15 protein-coding genes and 1 tRNA gene are annotated in these 15,259 nt (G+C 72.1%); 9 read left to right on the top strand and 7 right to left on the bottom strand.

What is annotated here, in order from left to right:
• The first annotated feature begins 5 nt into the window (after positions 1-5).
• A complete protein-coding gene (locus ACZ7LE_RS08485; RefSeq protein WP_470402847.1) occupies positions 6-764 on the top strand; it encodes an Atu4866 domain-containing protein in 759 nt (252 codons plus the stop codon).
• Positions 765-810: 46 nt separating this feature from the next.
• On the opposite strand, the gene ACZ7LE_RS08480 is transcribed toward ACZ7LE_RS08485, so the two are convergent.
• Positions 811-1,200 (bottom strand): DUF2255 family protein, encoded by a 390-nt coding sequence (locus ACZ7LE_RS08480; protein ID WP_470402846.1) that lies wholly within the window; start codon positions 1,198-1,200, stop codon positions 811-813.
• Positions 1,197-1,670 (bottom strand): MarR family winged helix-turn-helix transcriptional regulator, encoded by a 474-nt coding sequence (locus tag ACZ7LE_RS08475; RefSeq protein ID WP_470402845.1) that lies wholly within the window; start codon positions 1,668-1,670, stop codon positions 1,197-1,199. Before ACZ7LE_RS08475 ends, ACZ7LE_RS08480 begins: the two co-directional genes overlap by 4 nt.
• Before the next feature lie 101 nt (positions 1,671-1,771).
• Between ACZ7LE_RS08475 and ACZ7LE_RS08470 the strand changes: the two genes are divergently transcribed.
• Positions 1,772-2,683 (top strand): alpha/beta hydrolase, encoded by a 912-nt coding sequence (locus ACZ7LE_RS08470; RefSeq protein ID WP_470402844.1) that lies wholly within the window; start codon positions 1,772-1,774, stop codon positions 2,681-2,683.
• 407 nt (positions 2,684-3,090) lie between these two features.
• On the opposite strand, the gene ACZ7LE_RS08465 is transcribed toward ACZ7LE_RS08470, so the two are convergent.
• Positions 3,091-3,167 (bottom strand) — tRNA-Pro (locus ACZ7LE_RS08465).
• Between the two features lie 191 nt (positions 3,168-3,358).
• Here ACZ7LE_RS08465 and ACZ7LE_RS08460 point away from each other — a divergent pair.
• On the top strand, positions 3,359-3,859 hold the full coding sequence (locus ACZ7LE_RS08460) for a hypothetical protein (RefSeq protein WP_470402843.1): 501 nt from the start codon (positions 3,359-3,361) through the stop codon (positions 3,857-3,859).
• Here the strand turns inward: ACZ7LE_RS08460 and ACZ7LE_RS08455 are convergent.
• Positions 3,854-4,402, bottom strand: a complete 549-nt coding sequence (locus ACZ7LE_RS08455) for a VOC family protein (RefSeq protein WP_470402842.1) — start codon at positions 4,400-4,402, stop codon at positions 3,854-3,856. The two genes, ACZ7LE_RS08460 and ACZ7LE_RS08455, sit on opposite strands and share 6 nt — an antisense overlap.
• 110 nt (positions 4,403-4,512) lie before the next feature.
• Between ACZ7LE_RS08455 and ACZ7LE_RS08450 the strand changes: the two genes are divergently transcribed.
• Positions 4,513-5,481 carry a helix-turn-helix transcriptional regulator gene (locus ACZ7LE_RS08450; RefSeq protein WP_470402841.1) on the top strand — a complete coding sequence of 323 codons (969 nt, stop codon included), beginning with the start codon at positions 4,513-4,515 and terminating at the stop codon, positions 5,479-5,481.
• A gap of 49 nt (positions 5,482-5,530) precedes the next feature.
• On the opposite strand, the gene ACZ7LE_RS08445 is transcribed toward ACZ7LE_RS08450, so the two are convergent.
• Both ACZ7LE_RS08445 and ACZ7LE_RS08440 read right to left on the bottom strand, forming a co-directional pair.
• Entirely contained in the window at positions 5,531-6,523 is a 993-nt protein-coding gene (locus tag ACZ7LE_RS08445; RefSeq protein WP_470402840.1) for a family 43 glycosylhydrolase, read from the bottom strand.
• Between the two features lie 275 nt (positions 6,524-6,798).
• The gene (locus ACZ7LE_RS08440) at positions 6,799-7,830 is read right to left on the bottom strand and encodes a LacI family DNA-binding transcriptional regulator (RefSeq protein WP_470402839.1); all 1,032 of its coding nucleotides are present in this window, start codon (positions 7,828-7,830) and stop codon (positions 6,799-6,801) included.
• A 206-nt stretch (positions 7,831-8,036) separates the two neighbouring features.
• Between ACZ7LE_RS08440 and ACZ7LE_RS08435 the strand changes: the two genes are divergently transcribed.
• The 4 genes from ACZ7LE_RS08435 to ACZ7LE_RS08420 all read left to right on the top strand — a co-directional run bounded on the left by ACZ7LE_RS08435 (position 8,037) and on the right by ACZ7LE_RS08420 (position 13,309).
• A complete protein-coding gene (locus tag ACZ7LE_RS08435; protein WP_470402838.1) occupies positions 8,037-9,968 on the top strand; it encodes a glycoside hydrolase family 127 protein in 1,932 nt (643 codons plus the stop codon).
• A gap of 158 nt (positions 9,969-10,126) precedes the next feature.
• Entirely contained in the window at positions 10,127-11,440 is a 1,314-nt protein-coding gene (locus ACZ7LE_RS08430) for an ABC transporter substrate-binding protein (RefSeq protein ID WP_470402837.1), read from the top strand.
• A complete protein-coding gene (locus ACZ7LE_RS08425; protein ID WP_470402836.1) occupies positions 11,437-12,390 on the top strand; it encodes a carbohydrate ABC transporter permease in 954 nt (317 codons plus the stop codon). Before ACZ7LE_RS08430 ends, ACZ7LE_RS08425 begins: the two co-directional genes overlap by 4 nt.
• 1 nt (position 12,391) lies before the next feature.
• A complete protein-coding gene (locus ACZ7LE_RS08420; RefSeq protein WP_470402835.1) occupies positions 12,392-13,309 on the top strand; it encodes a carbohydrate ABC transporter permease in 918 nt (305 codons plus the stop codon).
• A gap of 5 nt (positions 13,310-13,314) precedes the next feature.
• On the opposite strand, the gene ACZ7LE_RS08415 is transcribed toward ACZ7LE_RS08420, so the two are convergent.
• Positions 13,315-14,262 carry an EamA family transporter gene (locus tag ACZ7LE_RS08415; RefSeq protein WP_470402834.1) on the bottom strand — a complete coding sequence of 316 codons (948 nt, stop codon included), beginning with the start codon at positions 14,260-14,262 and terminating at the stop codon, positions 13,315-13,317.
• A 70-nt stretch (positions 14,263-14,332) separates the two neighbouring features.
• Between ACZ7LE_RS08415 and ACZ7LE_RS08410 the strand changes: the two genes are divergently transcribed.
• Positions 14,333-15,253 (top strand): LysR family transcriptional regulator, encoded by a 921-nt coding sequence (locus ACZ7LE_RS08410; RefSeq protein ID WP_470402833.1) that lies wholly within the window; start codon positions 14,333-14,335, stop codon positions 15,251-15,253.
• Positions 15,254-15,259: the final 6 nt, after the last annotated feature.

The following is a 15,259-nucleotide window of genomic DNA, read 5'->3' as shown; positions in this document are numbered from 1 at the left end:
CGTCCATGACCACCCCGTCCGGCGCCGCGCTGATCGCGGTGGGCGCCGCGCTCGCCGCCCTCCTGGCGGCGTGCGGCGGCGCCCCGGGGCCGACGCCGGACCCGACCGACCGAGAGGACGGCCCCATGACCGTGCACCCCACCGAGCAGCTCACGATCACCGGAGCGACCGTGCTGGAGACCCCGGGCACCCCGGTCCGGCGGGACCTGCACGTCGCGGACGGCGCGCTCATCGCCGGCCCTCCGGACGGCGAGGTGACCGCCGTCCCCGCCCGGGGCATGTACGCGGTGCCGCTCCTGGTGGACAGCGCCGTGGCCCAGCGGCCCGCGGCGCAGCGCGGCACCTACGACCTGGTGCCCGGCAACGCCGCGACGTTCGCGCTGGTGCGCCGGCCCGTCAGCGAGTCCCGGGTGCGCGGCATGCTCGTCGTCGACCCCGCGGACCTGGCTGCCGTCTACGTGTCCGGCCACGCGGAGGTGCTGGACGGCGCGCCGACGCGCCCCGCCGGCGCGGACCTGGCCGACGCCGCCGCACGCGAGACCTGGGTCGACACCTGGGAGGACCCGAGCCGCGGGCTGGAGCAGCACCTGGGCGCCGACGGGCGGTACGCGGAGACGCGGAATGGCCGCGCGAACGCGTACACCGGCCGGTTCTGGGTGCGCGACGGCCGGATCACCTACCTGGACGACTCCGGGTTCTGGGCGTTCGGCGAGCTGCTGGACGGCACACTGCACCACGCGGGGTTCGTGATGCACCGGCAGTGACCGGGGTGCGCGTGCCGCCTGGCAGCGCGTCGGTCAGCCGCGCCGGTCAGGCAAGCGGGGCCACCCGTAGGGTCGCGTCGCGCGCCGGGGACCGGGTCATGCGGCGGACGCCGGAGTCGTCGCCGTACCGGTCGCGCAGCGCCTGGTCGACGCCCGCCTCGCGGCCCGTGTCCGGAAGGAACGCGACGGCGACCCGCTGGCCGGCGACCTCGATCTGGCCGTGGCCGGTCCGGACGGCGCCGCGGTACCAGGCGCCGTCCGGCCCGTTGAGCGAGCGGACCAGCTCGTCCTGGCCGAGCCGGACGTGCCCGACGAGTGCGAAGGACCGCAGCGTCCCGTCGTCGCGGGCTCCGGCGACACGGATCAGCTCCGTCCGGTCGAGCAGGGCCAGCTCGGCGTCGGTCCACGGCCGGGTCGGCTGCCGGTCGGCGCTCATGGTGCCACCTCCCCGACCGTCGTCTCCTGCGGGGCGGACGCCGGAGCCGATGCGAGCGGGGCGGAAGCGAGGAGCGCCGTCAGGATGCGGGCCAGCTCGGCACGGTCCCCGGGCCCGATGAGCGTGAGCCTGCGCTCGAACGCCGTCGCGAGCGCCGCGAAGGAGCGGTCGCGTGCGGCGACGCCGTCGTCGGTGAGCGCGAGCCGGTGGCGGCGCAGGTCGGCGTCGTCGATCGCGCGTCGCATGAATCCCTTGGCCACCAGGTTGCGCACGTAGACCGTGACGCTCGCCTTCGGGATGACCAGGGCCGCGGCGAGCTGCGCCGGGTACGGCGACGTGGTCACCTCGGCGAGCACGAAGAACTCCTTGGGCTCCAGCCCGAGCGCCTCGAGCTCGGCGCCGGCCTCGTCGAGCACGACGGTGAGCAGGCGGTGGTTCAGCGTCCAGAGCTGCGCGGCGTCGACCGGCATGCGACCTCCATGTGAGGGGTGAATATAGTTCCAGACTGTACTACTACGCATCTCGAACTATGTTAGTCCCGGAACGAATCCGACGCGAGAGGTTCTTCACCATGCTTCAGCACCTCACGATCCCCCGCGGGCCGATCGAGCTCGCGGCCGACCTCCACCTTCCGGACCAGGACGGCGGGGCGCCCCGGCGCGCCGTCGTGCTCTCGACGCCGGGCAGCAGTGTCAAGGAGCAGATCGGCGCGAACTACGCCACGCGCCTGGCCGCCCGCGGAATCGCAGCGCTCGTGTTCGACCCAGCCCACCAGGGGCAGAGCGGCGGTGAGCCCCGCGACCTCGAGGACCCGTACCGCCGCGGCGAGGACATCTCGTACGCGATCGACACGCTGGAGACGCTGCCCGGCATCGACCCGGGGCGTATCGGCGTACTGGGTATCTGCGCGGGCGGCGGCTACGCAGTGCACACGGCCCGGACCGACCACCGCATCAAGGCGGTCGGCACCGTGGTTGCCGGCAACATGGGCACGTCGTTCCGGAGCTTCCAGCCGGACGACCCGGCAGCAGCGCTCGATGCCATGGCCGACGCGCGCACGCAGGAGAACCGCACCGGCGAGCTGACCCGGGACAACTGGCTGCCCGACACCCTGGAGGACGCGGACGTCGCCGGCATGACCGACATCGACACGACGCAGGCGATCACCTACTACCGCACGGAGCGGGGGCACAACGAGCACTCGACCAAGCGGCGCCTCTCCCGGGGCGACTCGCTGCTGCTGGGCTACGACGCGTTCCACCTGGTCGACGAACTGATGACCCAGCCGCTCCAGGTCGTCCTGGCGGGACGCCGTGGCAACACCAACTCCTACGAGGCAGGCATGCAGCTGTGGGAGATGGCGCCCAACCCGGTCGACCTGCTCGTGGTCGAGGGCGCCGGCCACTACGAGATGTACGACGTGCCGGAGTACCTGGACGCCGCCGTGGACCGGCTCGCGACGTTCTACACGGACCATCTGTAGGCGGCCCCGCAGGGAGTGGCACACTCCGGCCACGGCATTCTTCCGGCTCCCGGGCGGCGCCGGCGAGATTGCGACCTACGCGCAGACCCTGATGTGGACAAGCAACGAGTTCCTGAGCCGGCGCGGCCAGGACGTCGGGCCCATGGGCATCCTGATCGTCGTCGGCGTCAAGCCGTCGCAGCAGGTGCGACTCTGGTGCGAGCGAGTCGGTGGCACGTTGCCGGACGACGTCTGGCCGGTGCTCACCGAGCTGCTCGACGGCACCGACGCGCGCGTCAGCGTTCCCGACGGGCTCTTCGCCGGGTCTTCGCCGACTGAGCCCGGGACACTAGGGCTCACGCCCGAAGGCGGGGAATGGCCGGACCGATCTGATCCGTCCGGCCATTCCGATGTCCTGCGACATCACATGGTCGGGGTGACAGGATTCGAACCTGCGACCCTCTGCTCCCAAAGCAGATGCGCTACCAAGCTGCGCTACACCCCGTGGGTCCGCTACGGCCCTGTGACTCCCGGGCCGGACCGGGAGACTCCCGGTAGGACCTGCCGAGTGTATCCGATCGACACGCCCGACGGCCGGGTGTTTCCGGGCCGCGAGCAGCGAAGTAATCCTTTGAACTTTTCTCGGCGCGCCTGCCATCGTCGACGCGACACCACACGCATCGGGAGGGACCGAGCATGCTCCGGCAGCGGACGACGACGCTCACCCTCCCCTGCGTGCTCGGCCTCGCGGTCGTGGTCACGGCCGCGCTCACCGTCGGCCTCGGGGCCTGCGCCGGGAACGACCCCGTCGCGCCGCACGAGGACGTGTCGCGCGACGACGTGCCACGATCGATCGTCGTCGAGAGCTTCCCCGCCGAGCCGGCCGAGGAGTCTCCGCCGGGACCGCCCGTCGAGGGCATGACCAACGCGATCGTCGACGCCACGGTCCGGCCCGCGCGCCTCACCGTGACGACGTGGGGCACCCCCGGCTGCATGCCGTACCCCGTGGCGGTCGTCTGGTACGACCCCTGGACGGTGCACGTCACGACGGCGCCGAGCGACGAGACCAGGTGCTCGGCTGACCACCTGGCGGTGAGCCAGGTCGTCGTCCTGCCGGTCGACCACCCCGCCGACGAGGTGCGGACCGTCCGGGTCGACGACGCGTCGGTCGCCTTCGCGTTCCGGGCCGGGTCATAGCCCGCCGTCGCCCGACGAGGTGCGCGGGTCCGTGAGGGCTGCCATCGCGTCGACCAGGGTCGAGTGGATGTACTCCAGCTCGGGGCTGGTGAGCGACTCCCAGCTCGTGTCGTCGCCGGCCGCATCCGCGTCCCAGTCCTGCGCGGCCGCCGCCGGGGTGTGCCGGTAGATCCACCACAGGTTTGCCTGCGGGTCCTGGAATCGCGCGAGGACGTCTCCGAAGAAGTCCGTCGGCTCGGTGACGACGCGGGCGCCGAGGCGCTCGGCGCGGGCGACGGTCGCCGCGACGTCGTCGACGTAGACGCGGGTGAAGGCCGGGGTGAAGGGCCAGCCGGGCTTGCGGTCCGCGATCGTGAGCATCGAGTCCCCGATGAGCAGCTCGGAGTGCAGGACCAGCCCGTCGGTGTCGACCGTGCGCGCCTCGGCCACGTCGATGGCGCCGAAGACGTCGGTGACGAACGCGATCAGCGCGCTCGCGTCGTCGGTCATGATGAACGGGTTGACGGTGTTCGAACCGGCGGGCCGGGCGGGAGCGGTCGTCATGGTGGTTCCTCTCGAGGGAGCGAAGCCGGGGCTCCGCTGGTGGATGACGCCCTCCACTCTTCCAACCGTTGTGGCCGGCATATGTCCACAAGCCGACCTAGATTGATGGCATGTCAACTGGCACCCGAGCTCTCGAACTCCTCGGCCTGCTCCAGTCGCGTCGCCACTGGCCGGGCGACGAGCTCGCGCGCCGTCTCGGAGTGAGCCGGCGCACGCTCCGTCGCGACGTCGACGACCTGCAGGAGCTGGGCTACCCGATCACCTCGACGCGCGGAACCGGCGGCGGCTATCAGCTCAGCCCCGGCGGGTCGCTGCCTCCGTTGGTGCTCCGCGAGGACGAGGCGGCCGCGGTCATCATGGGGCTCAAGGAGATCGCCACAGGCAGCTATCCGACCTCGGCGGACGCCGCGGTCAGCGCGATGGCGAAGATCGTCCAGGTGCTTCCGGAGCGCATCCGCCACCGCATCGACAGCCTGCGGAACGTGTCCGTCGCACGCGGCGGGGATCCACGGTCGAGCATCACCGAGGTCGCGGCGTTGACCACCGTCGCACTGGCCTGCCGCGACCATGACGCGCTGAGGTTCACGTACCGGGCGCGCGACGGTGAGGTCTCCGAGCGGCACGTCCATCCTCACCGAACGGTCAGCGCGGACTCCTGCCTCTACCTCATCGCCTGGGACCTCGACCGAGCCGACTGGCGCACGTTTCGCATCGACCGCATCGGCAACCCGACGCGCACCCGCCAGAAGTTCGCTCCGCGCCGGCTCCCCTTCGCCGACCCCGTGGAGTACGTCCACGACCAGGTCCGATCCATGCCGGCGAGGTATCCGATCCACGCGACGGTCCAAGCGCCGGCCGAACAGGTCAAGCAGGAGATCGCGCGCTACGGAACCGTCGAAGCCATCGACGACACCTCGTGCGACGTCTACCTCCCCGCCGGTTCCCTCGACTGGGCCACCTTCTGCCTCGCAGCCGTCGGAGCCCCCCTGACCATCCACGGCCCGCCGGAGGCTGTCGACCACATGCGCCGATGGGGTCAGCGGCTCACTGCCGGCACCGCCCCGGCGCCCGCGGTGTGACCAGCGGCAGGCGGCTGCCGTCGACGAGATGCTGCACGGGTGCGCGGGCTCAGCCCTCCCGCAGCGCCGGGCGCCCGTCCTCCCAGACGATCTCCACGGCCGCCAGCAGGTTGGTCCGACCGCCGGTGTCGTTGCCCTGGAAGAACAGGTAGGTGCGGCCGTCGTCGTCGGTCAGGACGCCGGGGTGGCCGCTCTCGGACGAGTTCCACGTGCCCGGCGCGCCGTTCGGGAGGAACGGCTCGGCGGTCCCCCGTGTCCAGGTGACGCCGTCCTCGCTGGTGGCCCAGCCGATCTGCTGCGGCTTGTTGTTGTACGCGCCCGCGTAGAACATGACCAGCCCGCCGTCCGGGCGGCCGCCCGCGCGCACGAAGGCCGGCGCCTCGATGCACTCGCCCTCCCAGTCGAGCTCGGGCCACAGCGCCGGGGCGGCCAGGCTCAGGTCGCGCCAGGCGTCGCAGCCGAAGTCGCTGTCGAGCGGCGCCGCCGCGACCCCGACGAGCTGCTCCCGCATCTCCGGGTCGCGGGTCGCGTAGGCGAGCAGCAGCCGGTCGCCGTCGACGATCACGTCGGCGTCGATCGCGCGGCCGCAGTTCCAGGCGCCCGACGGGCGGAACACCGGGTTGGACGCGTCGCGCTCGAACGTCACGCCGTCGGTGGACGTCGCGTGGCAGATGGAGTCCAGCGGCCCGGTGCCGTAGCTCTGGTAGAAGAGGTGCAGCACGTCCCCGAGGACGACGGCGCCGGGCGCGGCAAGGCCCTGGGCGTCGTAGTCGCCGCCCGGGTGCAGCCGCGCGACCAGCTCCCACGAGCGCAGGTCGTGGCTCTCGGCGATGCCGACGTGCAGGGACTCCTCGGTGTCGGTCTCCGCGGGCGGGACCGTGAAGTACATGAGATAGCGGCCCTGGAACCGCACGACCGACGGGTCCTTGGCCCACATCGTGCCGTTCGCCCGGGCCACGGCCCACGGCTCACCGAGCAGCGGGACGGACCCCACGGTCGGGCCGCTCCTGGCCACATCGGGTGAGGTCGACGGCTGCGTCATGGCGATGACTCTCCTGGGACTCGGCATCCCGGAGAACTCCGGGCCCGGGCGAATTTACAGCGCTGGAATTCCGGAGACAAGGCCGTCGGGACGGCGTCGGGCCGCAATGGGAACCCGGCGGCGCCCTCCCCTTTGAAGCCCGACTTTCTCACTTTTCGAAGCCTGCAAAGCGGAGAAACTCGGGCCTCAAAGGGGAGACAGCCACAGCAGCAAGCGCGACACCGACAGCGCCAGGGACAGCGCCACAGTGCCAGTGCCAGCGCCCGACGACCGCCCTACCCGTCCCCGAGCGTCGACGCGCGCGCCACCAGCCGGGGCGCGAGCCGCTCGACGCCGCGCGCCGGGTCGCCCTCGATCGCCGCGATCAGCAGCTCCGCCGCGCGCTGGCCGAGCCGTTCGAGCTGCATGTCCACGGTGGTCAGGGGCGGGCGGCTGGCCAGCGACATGACCTCCCAGTCGTCGTAGCCGGTCACGGCGACGTCGACGGGCACGCGGACCCCGAGCTCCCGCAGTCGGTCGCACCCGCCGCGCGCGACCTGGTCGGAGGCGAAGACGATCGCGTCCACGGGCAGGGCGGAACCGGGCGAGGCCGCACCCGCGGCACCACCCAGGACCAGGTCGACGGCGCGCCGCCCCCACTGCTCCGACCAGTCGCCGTACAGCGGTGAGCCCACCAGCTCCAGGCCGCGCGCCGCCAGCTCCGCGGCCAGCGTCTCGTACCGCACCAGCGACGCCGCCTGCTCGGCGCGCCCGCCCACGTAGGCGATCCGACGCCGGCCGAGCCCGGTCAGGTGCTCGACGAGCAGCCGCATGCCGAGCGCGTCGTCGGGCACCACGGAGGCGTCCTCGGGGTCGGACGACGGCGCGAACGCGTAGACGACAGGCATCGGCACGCGGATCGGTTCGCGCGGCTCGGTGGTGCGGCCGGTCACGATGATCCCGTCGACCCGCCGGGCCACGAGTGCGCGCACGTGGTGCTGCTCGCGTACCGGGTCGTGGCGAGCCGTCGCCAGCAGCGCCGACAGCTCCCCGCCCACCAGAGCGTTCTCCGCGCCGAGCACCACCGGCAGCGAGAACCGGCCCGCGGAGTCGGTGCTCAGCAGGCCCACGGTGAAGCTGCGCCGGGCCGACAGCGAGCGCGCGGTCGCGTCGGGCACGAAGCCGAGCCGTTCGGCCGCCTCCCGCACGCGCGCCCGGGTGCTCTCCCGCAGCGAGCCGGTGTCGTTGAGCGCCTTGGACACCGTGCTCGGCGAGACGCCCGCGAGCGCCGCGACGTCCGTGATCCGTACGACCGCTCCCCGGTCCATCCGCACCGTCCCTTCCCGAACGATTTTCCTTCCGCGTTTTCCACGACACCAGGCCGGCACCCGCGGAACGCAGCGTCATCTTACCTCCCCCTCCCAGATCAGAGCCCAGTTTGCAGCGAGTTTCGCCCAGACCTTTGACGCCGCCAACACCGGTCCCTACGATCAGGAAATCGGATTCCTAGTTTCCGTCCCGGAGGAGAGCATCGATGACGACCCCGACGCCCAGCCGTACGACGAGCGGACCGGCCGCCCCCACGAGCGATGCCCGGGTGCTGCTGCGGCCCCTTGCTCCAGGACACGTCACCGTGGACGGCGGACTGTGGCGCCGCACGGCCGACGTCAACCGGGCCGCCGCCATCCCGGGCGGGCTCGAGCAGCTCGCCAAGGCCGGCAACCTGCGCAACCTGGAGATCGCCGCGGGCGTGGCGGACGGCGAGGCGATCGGCCCGATCTTCGCCGACTCCGACGTCCACAAGTGGCTCGAGGCCGCCGCGTGGGAGTACGCCCGTGAGCCCGACGAACAGCTCCTGGCCGACCAGCTCCACGTCACGAGCCTGCTCGCGGCCGCCCAGGCCGACGACGGTTACCTCGACTCCGTGCCCGCGCTGCGGAACGTGCCGCGCTACAGCGACCTGCCATGGAGCCACGAGCTGTACTGCGCGGGGCACCTGTTCCAGGCCGCCGTCGCGCAGGTTCGCGGCACGGGCCACCGCGAGCTGCTCGACGTCGCGATCAAGCTCGCCGACCACCTCGTGGCCACGTTCGGCGACGGTCCGGACCAGCTCCGTGAGGTCGACGGCCACCCCGTGATCGAGATGGCCCTCGTCGAGCTCTACCGCGAGACCGGCACCCAGGCGTACCTGGACCTCGCGAGCTGGTTCGTCGAGGCCCGCGGCACCGGCATCATCGAGGCGCACGGCAAGCAGCCCACCTACTTCTCCGACCGGGTCAAGGTCCGCGAGGCCACCACGGTGGAGGGCCACGCCGTGCGGGCCGTCTACCTGGGCGCCGGCGCGGCCGACGTCGCCATCGAGACCGGCGACGCCGAGCTGCTCGCCGCCCTCGACACCCAGTACCGCGCCATGGAGCGCGGCAAGCAGTACCTGACCGGCGGCCTCGGGGCGCGCTGGGAGGGCGAGTCGTTCGGCGACCCGTACGAGCTGCCGACCGACCGCGGGTACGCCGAGACCTGCGCCGCGATCGGCGGCGTGCAGTGGGCGTGGCGCATGCTGCTCGCCACGGGCGAGGCCCGCTACGCCGACCAGATCGAGCGCATGCTGCTCAACGGTTTCCTCGCCGGGGTGTCGCTCACCGGCACCGAGTACTTCTACGTGAACCCGCTGCAGCTGCGCAGCGACGCGCACGCCGAGGAAGACCGCAGCCCGGCGCACGGCCGCCGCGGCTGGTTCGACTGCGCGTGCTGCCCGCCCAACATCATGCGCACCGTCTCCAGCTTCACCGGCTACGTCGCGACGGCGGACGGGCCGGGCCTGCAGCTCCACCAGTACGCACCTGGCACCGTGACCGCGCCGCTGGACGGCGGCACGCTGCGGCTGCGCGTCGAGACCGCCTACCCGGACGAGGGCAGCATCGCGCTGCACGTCGAGGAGGCGCCCGACGGCGAGACGTCCCTCGCCCTGCGCGTCCCCGCCTGGGCCGACGGCGCCACGCTCGACGGCGCACCCGTGACCGCCGGCACCTACGCCCGCGTGCAGCGCCGCTTCGTCCCCGGCGACACGGTGCTGCTCGACCTGCCGATGACGCCGCGGCTCACGACGGCCGACCCGCGGGTCGACGCCGTGCGCGGCAGCGTCGCCATCGAGCGCGGACCCCTGGTCTACGCCCTGGAGCAGCCCGACCAGGAGACCGGCGCCGTGGTCGACGACCTGCGGATCGACGTGGGCGCGGCCCTGTCCGACGAGTTCCGCCCGGAGCTCCTGGGCGGCGTCACGGTCGTCCGCGCGAGCGGCGCCGTCGTCCCCGGGCCCGATGCCGGGGCGACGACACCCTACGGGCCGGCCACGACGCCGCCGTCCGAACCCGTGCGCGACGTGACCCTGACCGCCATCCCCTACTACGCGTGGGCCAACCGCGGCCCGCAGCCCATGCGGGTCTGGGTCCCCACGAACGCCGGTTGAGCCTGTCGAAACCAGCCCTCTCGCTGGTTGAGCCTGTCGAAACCACTCACCAGGTCTCGACAAGCTCGACCAGCGGAACGGGCTCGACCAGCGGAACGGCCTCGACCAGAGGAACCCCCAGCACGTCCCCACGCAACGATGCGTAAGGAAGGAGAGCGATGGAGCTCACCAGACGCCAGCTGCTCACCCTCGCCGGCTCGGCGACGGTCGCGGCCGCGCTGGCCGGCTGCGGCGGCACGCTGCGGCCGCCGGACGTCGAGGCCGCGGGCTTCGGCGAGAACGCGACGGGCACGCTCAACCTGTGGTGCCGGTCCGACACGGTGAACGGTACCCAGGCCGTCGTCGACGCGTTCCACAAGGCCCAGAACCGGATCCGCGTGCAGGTCACGCCCATCCAGAACGGCCAGTACGTGACCAAGCTCGCCACCGCGATCCGCGGCGGACGGGTGCCCGACGTGATCGACATCGACGACATCTACTCGACCCTGTTCGCCTACCGCGGCGCCTTCACGGACCTCACGCCGCTCATCGAGGACCTGGGCATCGGCGACGCGCTGAGCCCGGGACACCTCGCCCTGAGCACCAAGGACGGGCGGCACTACGGGCTGCCGTTCATCGGCGACTTCTCGGTGCTGTTCTGCAACACCGAGCTGTTCGAGCGCGCGGGCCTGTCCGTCGAGGAGCACACGCGCGACTTCGACGGGATCCTGGAGGCGGCCCGCGCGATCACCGCCCTGGACGACGACCTCTACGGCTGGTCGTTCCCCGGCAACGCCTCCGGTGCGCTCGGCTTCACCGTCCAGCCGCACGTCTGGGCGACCGACCGCGACCTCATCGCGGGCGACGTCGGCGACCAGCGCGGCGACGTCGTCGGCAACGACGCGCTGCGCCGCACGCTGGAGCTCGAACGGACACTGTGGGCGGAGCAGCTCGTGCCGCCGGGCAGCTTCTCGGACGACGCCTCGCGGTGGTCGGCCGACTACACCGCCGGCCGCCTGGGGATGTTCCCCGCGGGGTTCGGCGTGGTGGTGCCCAACGCCGACCAGGCGCTGCTGGACCGCACCCAGGTGGTGCTGCTGCCCGGGCCGGACGGCGGCCGCGCCTTCTTCGACGGCGGGGACAACCTCTGCATGCTCAACGGCGCGAAGAACCCCTCCGCCGCCTGGGAGTTCATGAGGTTCGCCGTGGCCGTGGAGCAGCAGACCCGGATGCCGGAGGGCTTCTACTCCCCCGTGCGGTCCGACGTCGTCACGCCGGAGTTCGCGCGGGAGAACCCGTTCGTGCTGCCGCCGCTGGAGTCGCTCGACCGGGGCTACGCGCCCACCACGCTCGCCTACAACCTGATCTACAACCAGCAGGACGGACCGTGGCTGCGCATGTTCCGCTCTGCCGTCTTCGACGGGGAGGTCGATGCCGCCATGCAGGAGGCCCAGACCACGTACGACCGCATCCTGCGGCAGGCGCAGGCATGAGCGCGCAGACGGCGGAGCGCCCGCCGACGTCGGGCCGGTCGACGGCGTCCGCCCCGCAACCGCTGCGGCGCCGCAGGTACGGGACCCTCACGCACCCGAGCCGCACCGGGCTCGCGCTCGTCACGCCGGCGGTCGCGCTGGTGGTGGTGTTCGTGTTCGTACCGCTGGTCGTGGCGGTCTACATCTCGCTGACCAACTTCCCGCTCATCGGGCCGTACCGGTTCATCGGGCTGGACAACTACGCCTCGGTGCTCACGGACCCTACGTTCTGGAGCGCGTTGGGCTACACGCTGCTCTACACGGCGATCGTCACGCTGCCGATCCTGCTGCTCGGGTACGGGCTGGCCGTGCTGGTGCGGTCCAACCGGCGGGGCGCCACGCTGTTGCGGACCATCTTCTTCGTCCCGTTCGTCATCGGCCTCATCACGCTGAGCTTCCTCATGCTGCTGGAGGCGCAGCCGAACAGCGGCCTGGTCAACGTGGCGCTGCGCTTCCTCGGGATCACCGACGGGACGACGGCGTGGCTCGTCGACGGGCCGCTGGCCACCGGGCTGCTGTGCGTCATGGTGATCTGGGGCGTGTCGGGGCTGACGATGGTGCTGCTCATGTCCGGGATGCAGGGCATCCCGCGGGAGGTCTACGAGTCCGCGGAGATCGACGGCGCCTCGTGGTGGCAGCGGGAGCTGCAGATCACGGTGCCGATGCTGCGCAGGACCATCGCGATGACCGTGATCCTGTCGGTCATCGGCTCGTTCCTCGCGTTCACGCAGTTCTACATCCTGACCCAGGGCGGGCCGGGATCCGAGACCACGACGATCGTCATGGCCATCTATCGCCGCGCGTTCGTCCAGCTCCAGCTCGGCGCGGCGACGGCGATGTCGCTCGTGCTCGTCGTCATCACCGGTCTGGTCACCGCGGCCCAGTTCTGGCTGCTGCGGGAGAGGAGCTGACATGGCTACCGTCACTGCGCCCCGGGGCGCTGCCGTTGCCCGGCGTTCTCCCGGTTCCGTGCCTGCCGCCCGTCCCTCCGGGCCCGAGCGGGACACGCGGGTCAAGCGCACGCTCTACGTCGTCGGCGGCACCCTGGCCGCCCTGGTGTTCCTGGTGCCCCTCGTGGTCGCGTTCGTGCGGGCCGGGCAGCCGGGCGACGTCATCGTGGCCGCCCCCGACGGCCGGTTCTTCGACCTGTCCTGGGTCAACTTCCAGGCCGTGGTGAACCAGCCGGAGGTCTGGCGCGGCATCCTCAACTCGGCGATCGTCTCCGTGTCGACGGCGGTGCTCACCGCGGTGCTCGCGACGCTGGCCGGGTACGGCTTCGCGCGGTTCCCGTTCCGGGGTCGCACGGTGCTGTTCGGGCTGGTGCTGGTCACGCTGATGATCCCGTTCCAGGCGATCCTGACCCCGCTCTACCTGCAGATGAACGTCATGGGGCTCACGGACAGCCTGTTCGGGCTCGTGCTCTTCTACACGACGGTGAACCTGCCGTTCGGCATCTTCGTCATGCGCAACACGTTCGCCGCCGTGCCCGCCGAGCTCGAGGACTCCGCGCTCGTGGACGGCGCCGGGACCCTGCGGATCTTGGTGTCGGTGCTGCGGCCGCTGGTGGTGCCAGGCACGGCGACGGCGGCGCTGTACGCGTTCCTCGCGTCGTGGACGGAGTTCCTCGGGGCGCTGACGTTCCTGACCGACTCCAGCCTGTACACGCTGCCGGTGTCGCTGGTGAACCTGCAGCAGGGCGCGTACGGGCAGGTCAACTTCGGGCTGCTGGCAGCGGGGTCGGTGATCGCGATGATCCCGTGCGTGATCCTGTACGTCGCGTTGCAGCGGTACTACGTGGCGGGGCTGGCGTCGGGGTCGGTCAAGGGGTGAGGGGCTCAGGTGCGGGCCAGCTCTTGGCCGGCCGGCTCGGTGCCGGCCGCCTCGGGGCTGATCGGCTCCGGGGCCGGTAGCCCGGTGGGGCGCGTGGTCCTGCGCCGCGCGCCCCACAGCACACCGGCGATCACGAGCGCCGCGCCCACCGCCGTCCACATCCCGATCGCCTCGCCGAGCAGCACCGCCGACGCCGTCAGGCCCACCACGGGCACCAGCATGGAGAACGGCGCGACGACGCCCGCCGGGTGCCGGCCCATGAGCCAGGTCCAGATGCCGGAGCCGGCCAGCGTGCCGATGAGCACCGTGTAGGCGAGGCCCAGGAGTGCGGGGAGCATCTGGGGACCCGGGACGAACGCCTTGCTGATGGCCTCCGGCCCCTCGATGACAAGCGACAGCGCCAGCATCGGGATCGGCGGCACCACGGACATCCACAGCGTCAGGTGCAGCGGGTTGGGCGCCTTGGCCCGCGCGCTGGACACGTTCCCGATCGCCCAGCCGAATCCCCCGGCCAGCACCAGGAGGAACGGCCCGAACGCCGCGGCCTGCGCCTGGGACCAGCCCACGACGGCGAGCCCGAGGGTCGCGACCGACAGGCCCACGACCTGCCGCGCGGACACCCGGTCACGGAACGCCACCGCGCCGAGCAGCACCGTGAACGGCGCCGACGACTGCAGCACCAGCGACGCGAGGCCCGTCGGCATGCCGACCGCCATGCCCCAGTAGAGGAACAGGAACTGGAGGGTGCCGAACCCGATCCCGTAGCCGAGCAGCCACCGCAACGGCACCTTCGGCCGAGGCACCAGCAGGATCGTGGGGACGGCGATGACCGCGAACCGCAGCGCCGCGAGCAGGAACGGCGGGAACTGCCCCAGCGAGGCGTGGATGGCGATGAAGTTCAGTCCCCACATGACCGCGACGGACACGGCGAGCAGGCGGTGGGAGATCGGCATGCCCTGAGCCTCGCGCCAGCGGCGTTGAAGGACAAGCGAAATGTTCTACGCGTCCTTGTAGGCTGGCTACATGAATGACCTGTCGCGAGTGGATCCGCGTCACCTCGAGCTGCTGCGCGAGCTCGCCGACCGCGGGACGGTCACGGCCGTGGCCCAGGCGACCCACCGGACGCCGTCGGCGGTGTCGCAGCAGCTCCGCACCGCGCAACGCGAGCTGGGCGGGGTCCCCCTGGTGGAACCGCACGGCCGGGGCCTGCGCCTCACGGAGGCGGGCCGCCTCCTGGCCGACGGCGGTCGCGAGCTCTCCCGGACCGTCGCCCAGGTGCAGGCGCGGTGGGACGAGTTCATGGGCTCGGCGTCGGGCACGGTGCGGGTGGCGACGCTGCCGAGCGCGGCGACGGTGCTGCTGCCCGGGGTGCTGGACCGGCTTGCTTCGACGGATGTCTCGCTCGAGTGCAGCGATATGGATATCGCCGAGTCGGAGTACTCCGGGATGGTCGCGGACCACGACATCGTGATCGGCCACAGCTTCACCGGCCCCGTGCCGGCGGGTGCCTCGCACCTGGTGACGTCGGCGCTGCTGCGCGAGCCGCTGGACATCGCGCTGCGGGCGAGCCACCCGCTGGCCGCGAAGGCGCGGGTGACCGCGCGGGATCTGGTGGAGTTCGATTGGTACGGCGTGCCGCTGGGGTATCCCTTCGACGGGCTGCGCATCGCCGTCGAGACGGCGGCGGGACAGCACGTCCGGGTGGCGCAGCGACTGCGGGACAACCGGCTCATCGAGGCCCTCGTGGCGGCGAGCGACCGGGTGGCGGTGCTGCCTCGGTACTCGACGGCGCCTGATGCCGGGCTGGTGCTGCGGCCGGTGCACGGGATGGACGCGGCCCGGTGGATCGTGGCGATCCTGCGGCCGGATCACGCCGAGCGGCTGGCGGTGCGGACGGCGCTGGAGGCATTCCGGGAAGTAGGGCGGGAGGTAGGCGAGATGTGACATCCT

It is taken from the genome of Promicromonospora sp. NPDC110617 (genome assembly GCF_055598465.1).
The sequence above is the reverse complement of the archived record's forward strand: the minus strand, read 5'-3'. Positions and strand labels throughout refer to the sequence as shown.

Excerpts from the sequence above, each read along its gene's own strand:
- ACZ7LE_RS08485 (WP_470402847.1), top strand. The coding sequence starts at position 6 with ATGACCACCCCGTCCGGCGCCGCGCTGATCGCGGTGGGCGCCGCGCTC.
- ACZ7LE_RS08480 (WP_470402846.1), bottom strand. The coding sequence starts at position 1,200 with ATGAGCGCCGACCGGCAGCCGACCCGGCCGTGGACCGACGCCGAGCTG.
- ACZ7LE_RS08475 (WP_470402845.1), bottom strand. The coding sequence starts at position 1,670 with ATGCCGGTCGACGCCGCGCAGCTCTGGACGCTGAACCACCGCCTGCTC.
- ACZ7LE_RS08470 (WP_470402844.1), top strand. The coding sequence starts at position 1,772 with ATGCTTCAGCACCTCACGATCCCCCGCGGGCCGATCGAGCTCGCGGCC.
- ACZ7LE_RS08460 (WP_470402843.1), top strand. The coding sequence starts at position 3,359 with ATGCTCCGGCAGCGGACGACGACGCTCACCCTCCCCTGCGTGCTCGGC.
- ACZ7LE_RS08455 (WP_470402842.1), bottom strand. The coding sequence starts at position 4,402 with ATGACGACCGCTCCCGCCCGGCCCGCCGGTTCGAACACCGTCAACCCG.
- ACZ7LE_RS08450 (WP_470402841.1), top strand. The coding sequence starts at position 4,513 with ATGTCAACTGGCACCCGAGCTCTCGAACTCCTCGGCCTGCTCCAGTCG.
- ACZ7LE_RS08445 (WP_470402840.1), bottom strand. The coding sequence starts at position 6,523 with ATGACGCAGCCGTCGACCTCACCCGATGTGGCCAGGAGCGGCCCGACC.
- ACZ7LE_RS08440 (WP_470402839.1), bottom strand. The coding sequence starts at position 7,830 with ATGGACCGGGGAGCGGTCGTACGGATCACGGACGTCGCGGCGCTCGCG.
- ACZ7LE_RS08435 (WP_470402838.1), top strand. The coding sequence starts at position 8,037 with ATGACGACCCCGACGCCCAGCCGTACGACGAGCGGACCGGCCGCCCCC.
- ACZ7LE_RS08430 (WP_470402837.1), top strand. The coding sequence starts at position 10,127 with ATGGAGCTCACCAGACGCCAGCTGCTCACCCTCGCCGGCTCGGCGACG.
- ACZ7LE_RS08425 (WP_470402836.1), top strand. The coding sequence starts at position 11,437 with ATGAGCGCGCAGACGGCGGAGCGCCCGCCGACGTCGGGCCGGTCGACG.
- ACZ7LE_RS08420 (WP_470402835.1), top strand. The coding sequence starts at position 12,392 with ATGGCTACCGTCACTGCGCCCCGGGGCGCTGCCGTTGCCCGGCGTTCT.
- ACZ7LE_RS08415 (WP_470402834.1), bottom strand. The coding sequence starts at position 14,262 with ATGCCGATCTCCCACCGCCTGCTCGCCGTGTCCGTCGCGGTCATGTGG.
- ACZ7LE_RS08410 (WP_470402833.1), top strand. The coding sequence starts at position 14,333 with ATGAATGACCTGTCGCGAGTGGATCCGCGTCACCTCGAGCTGCTGCGC.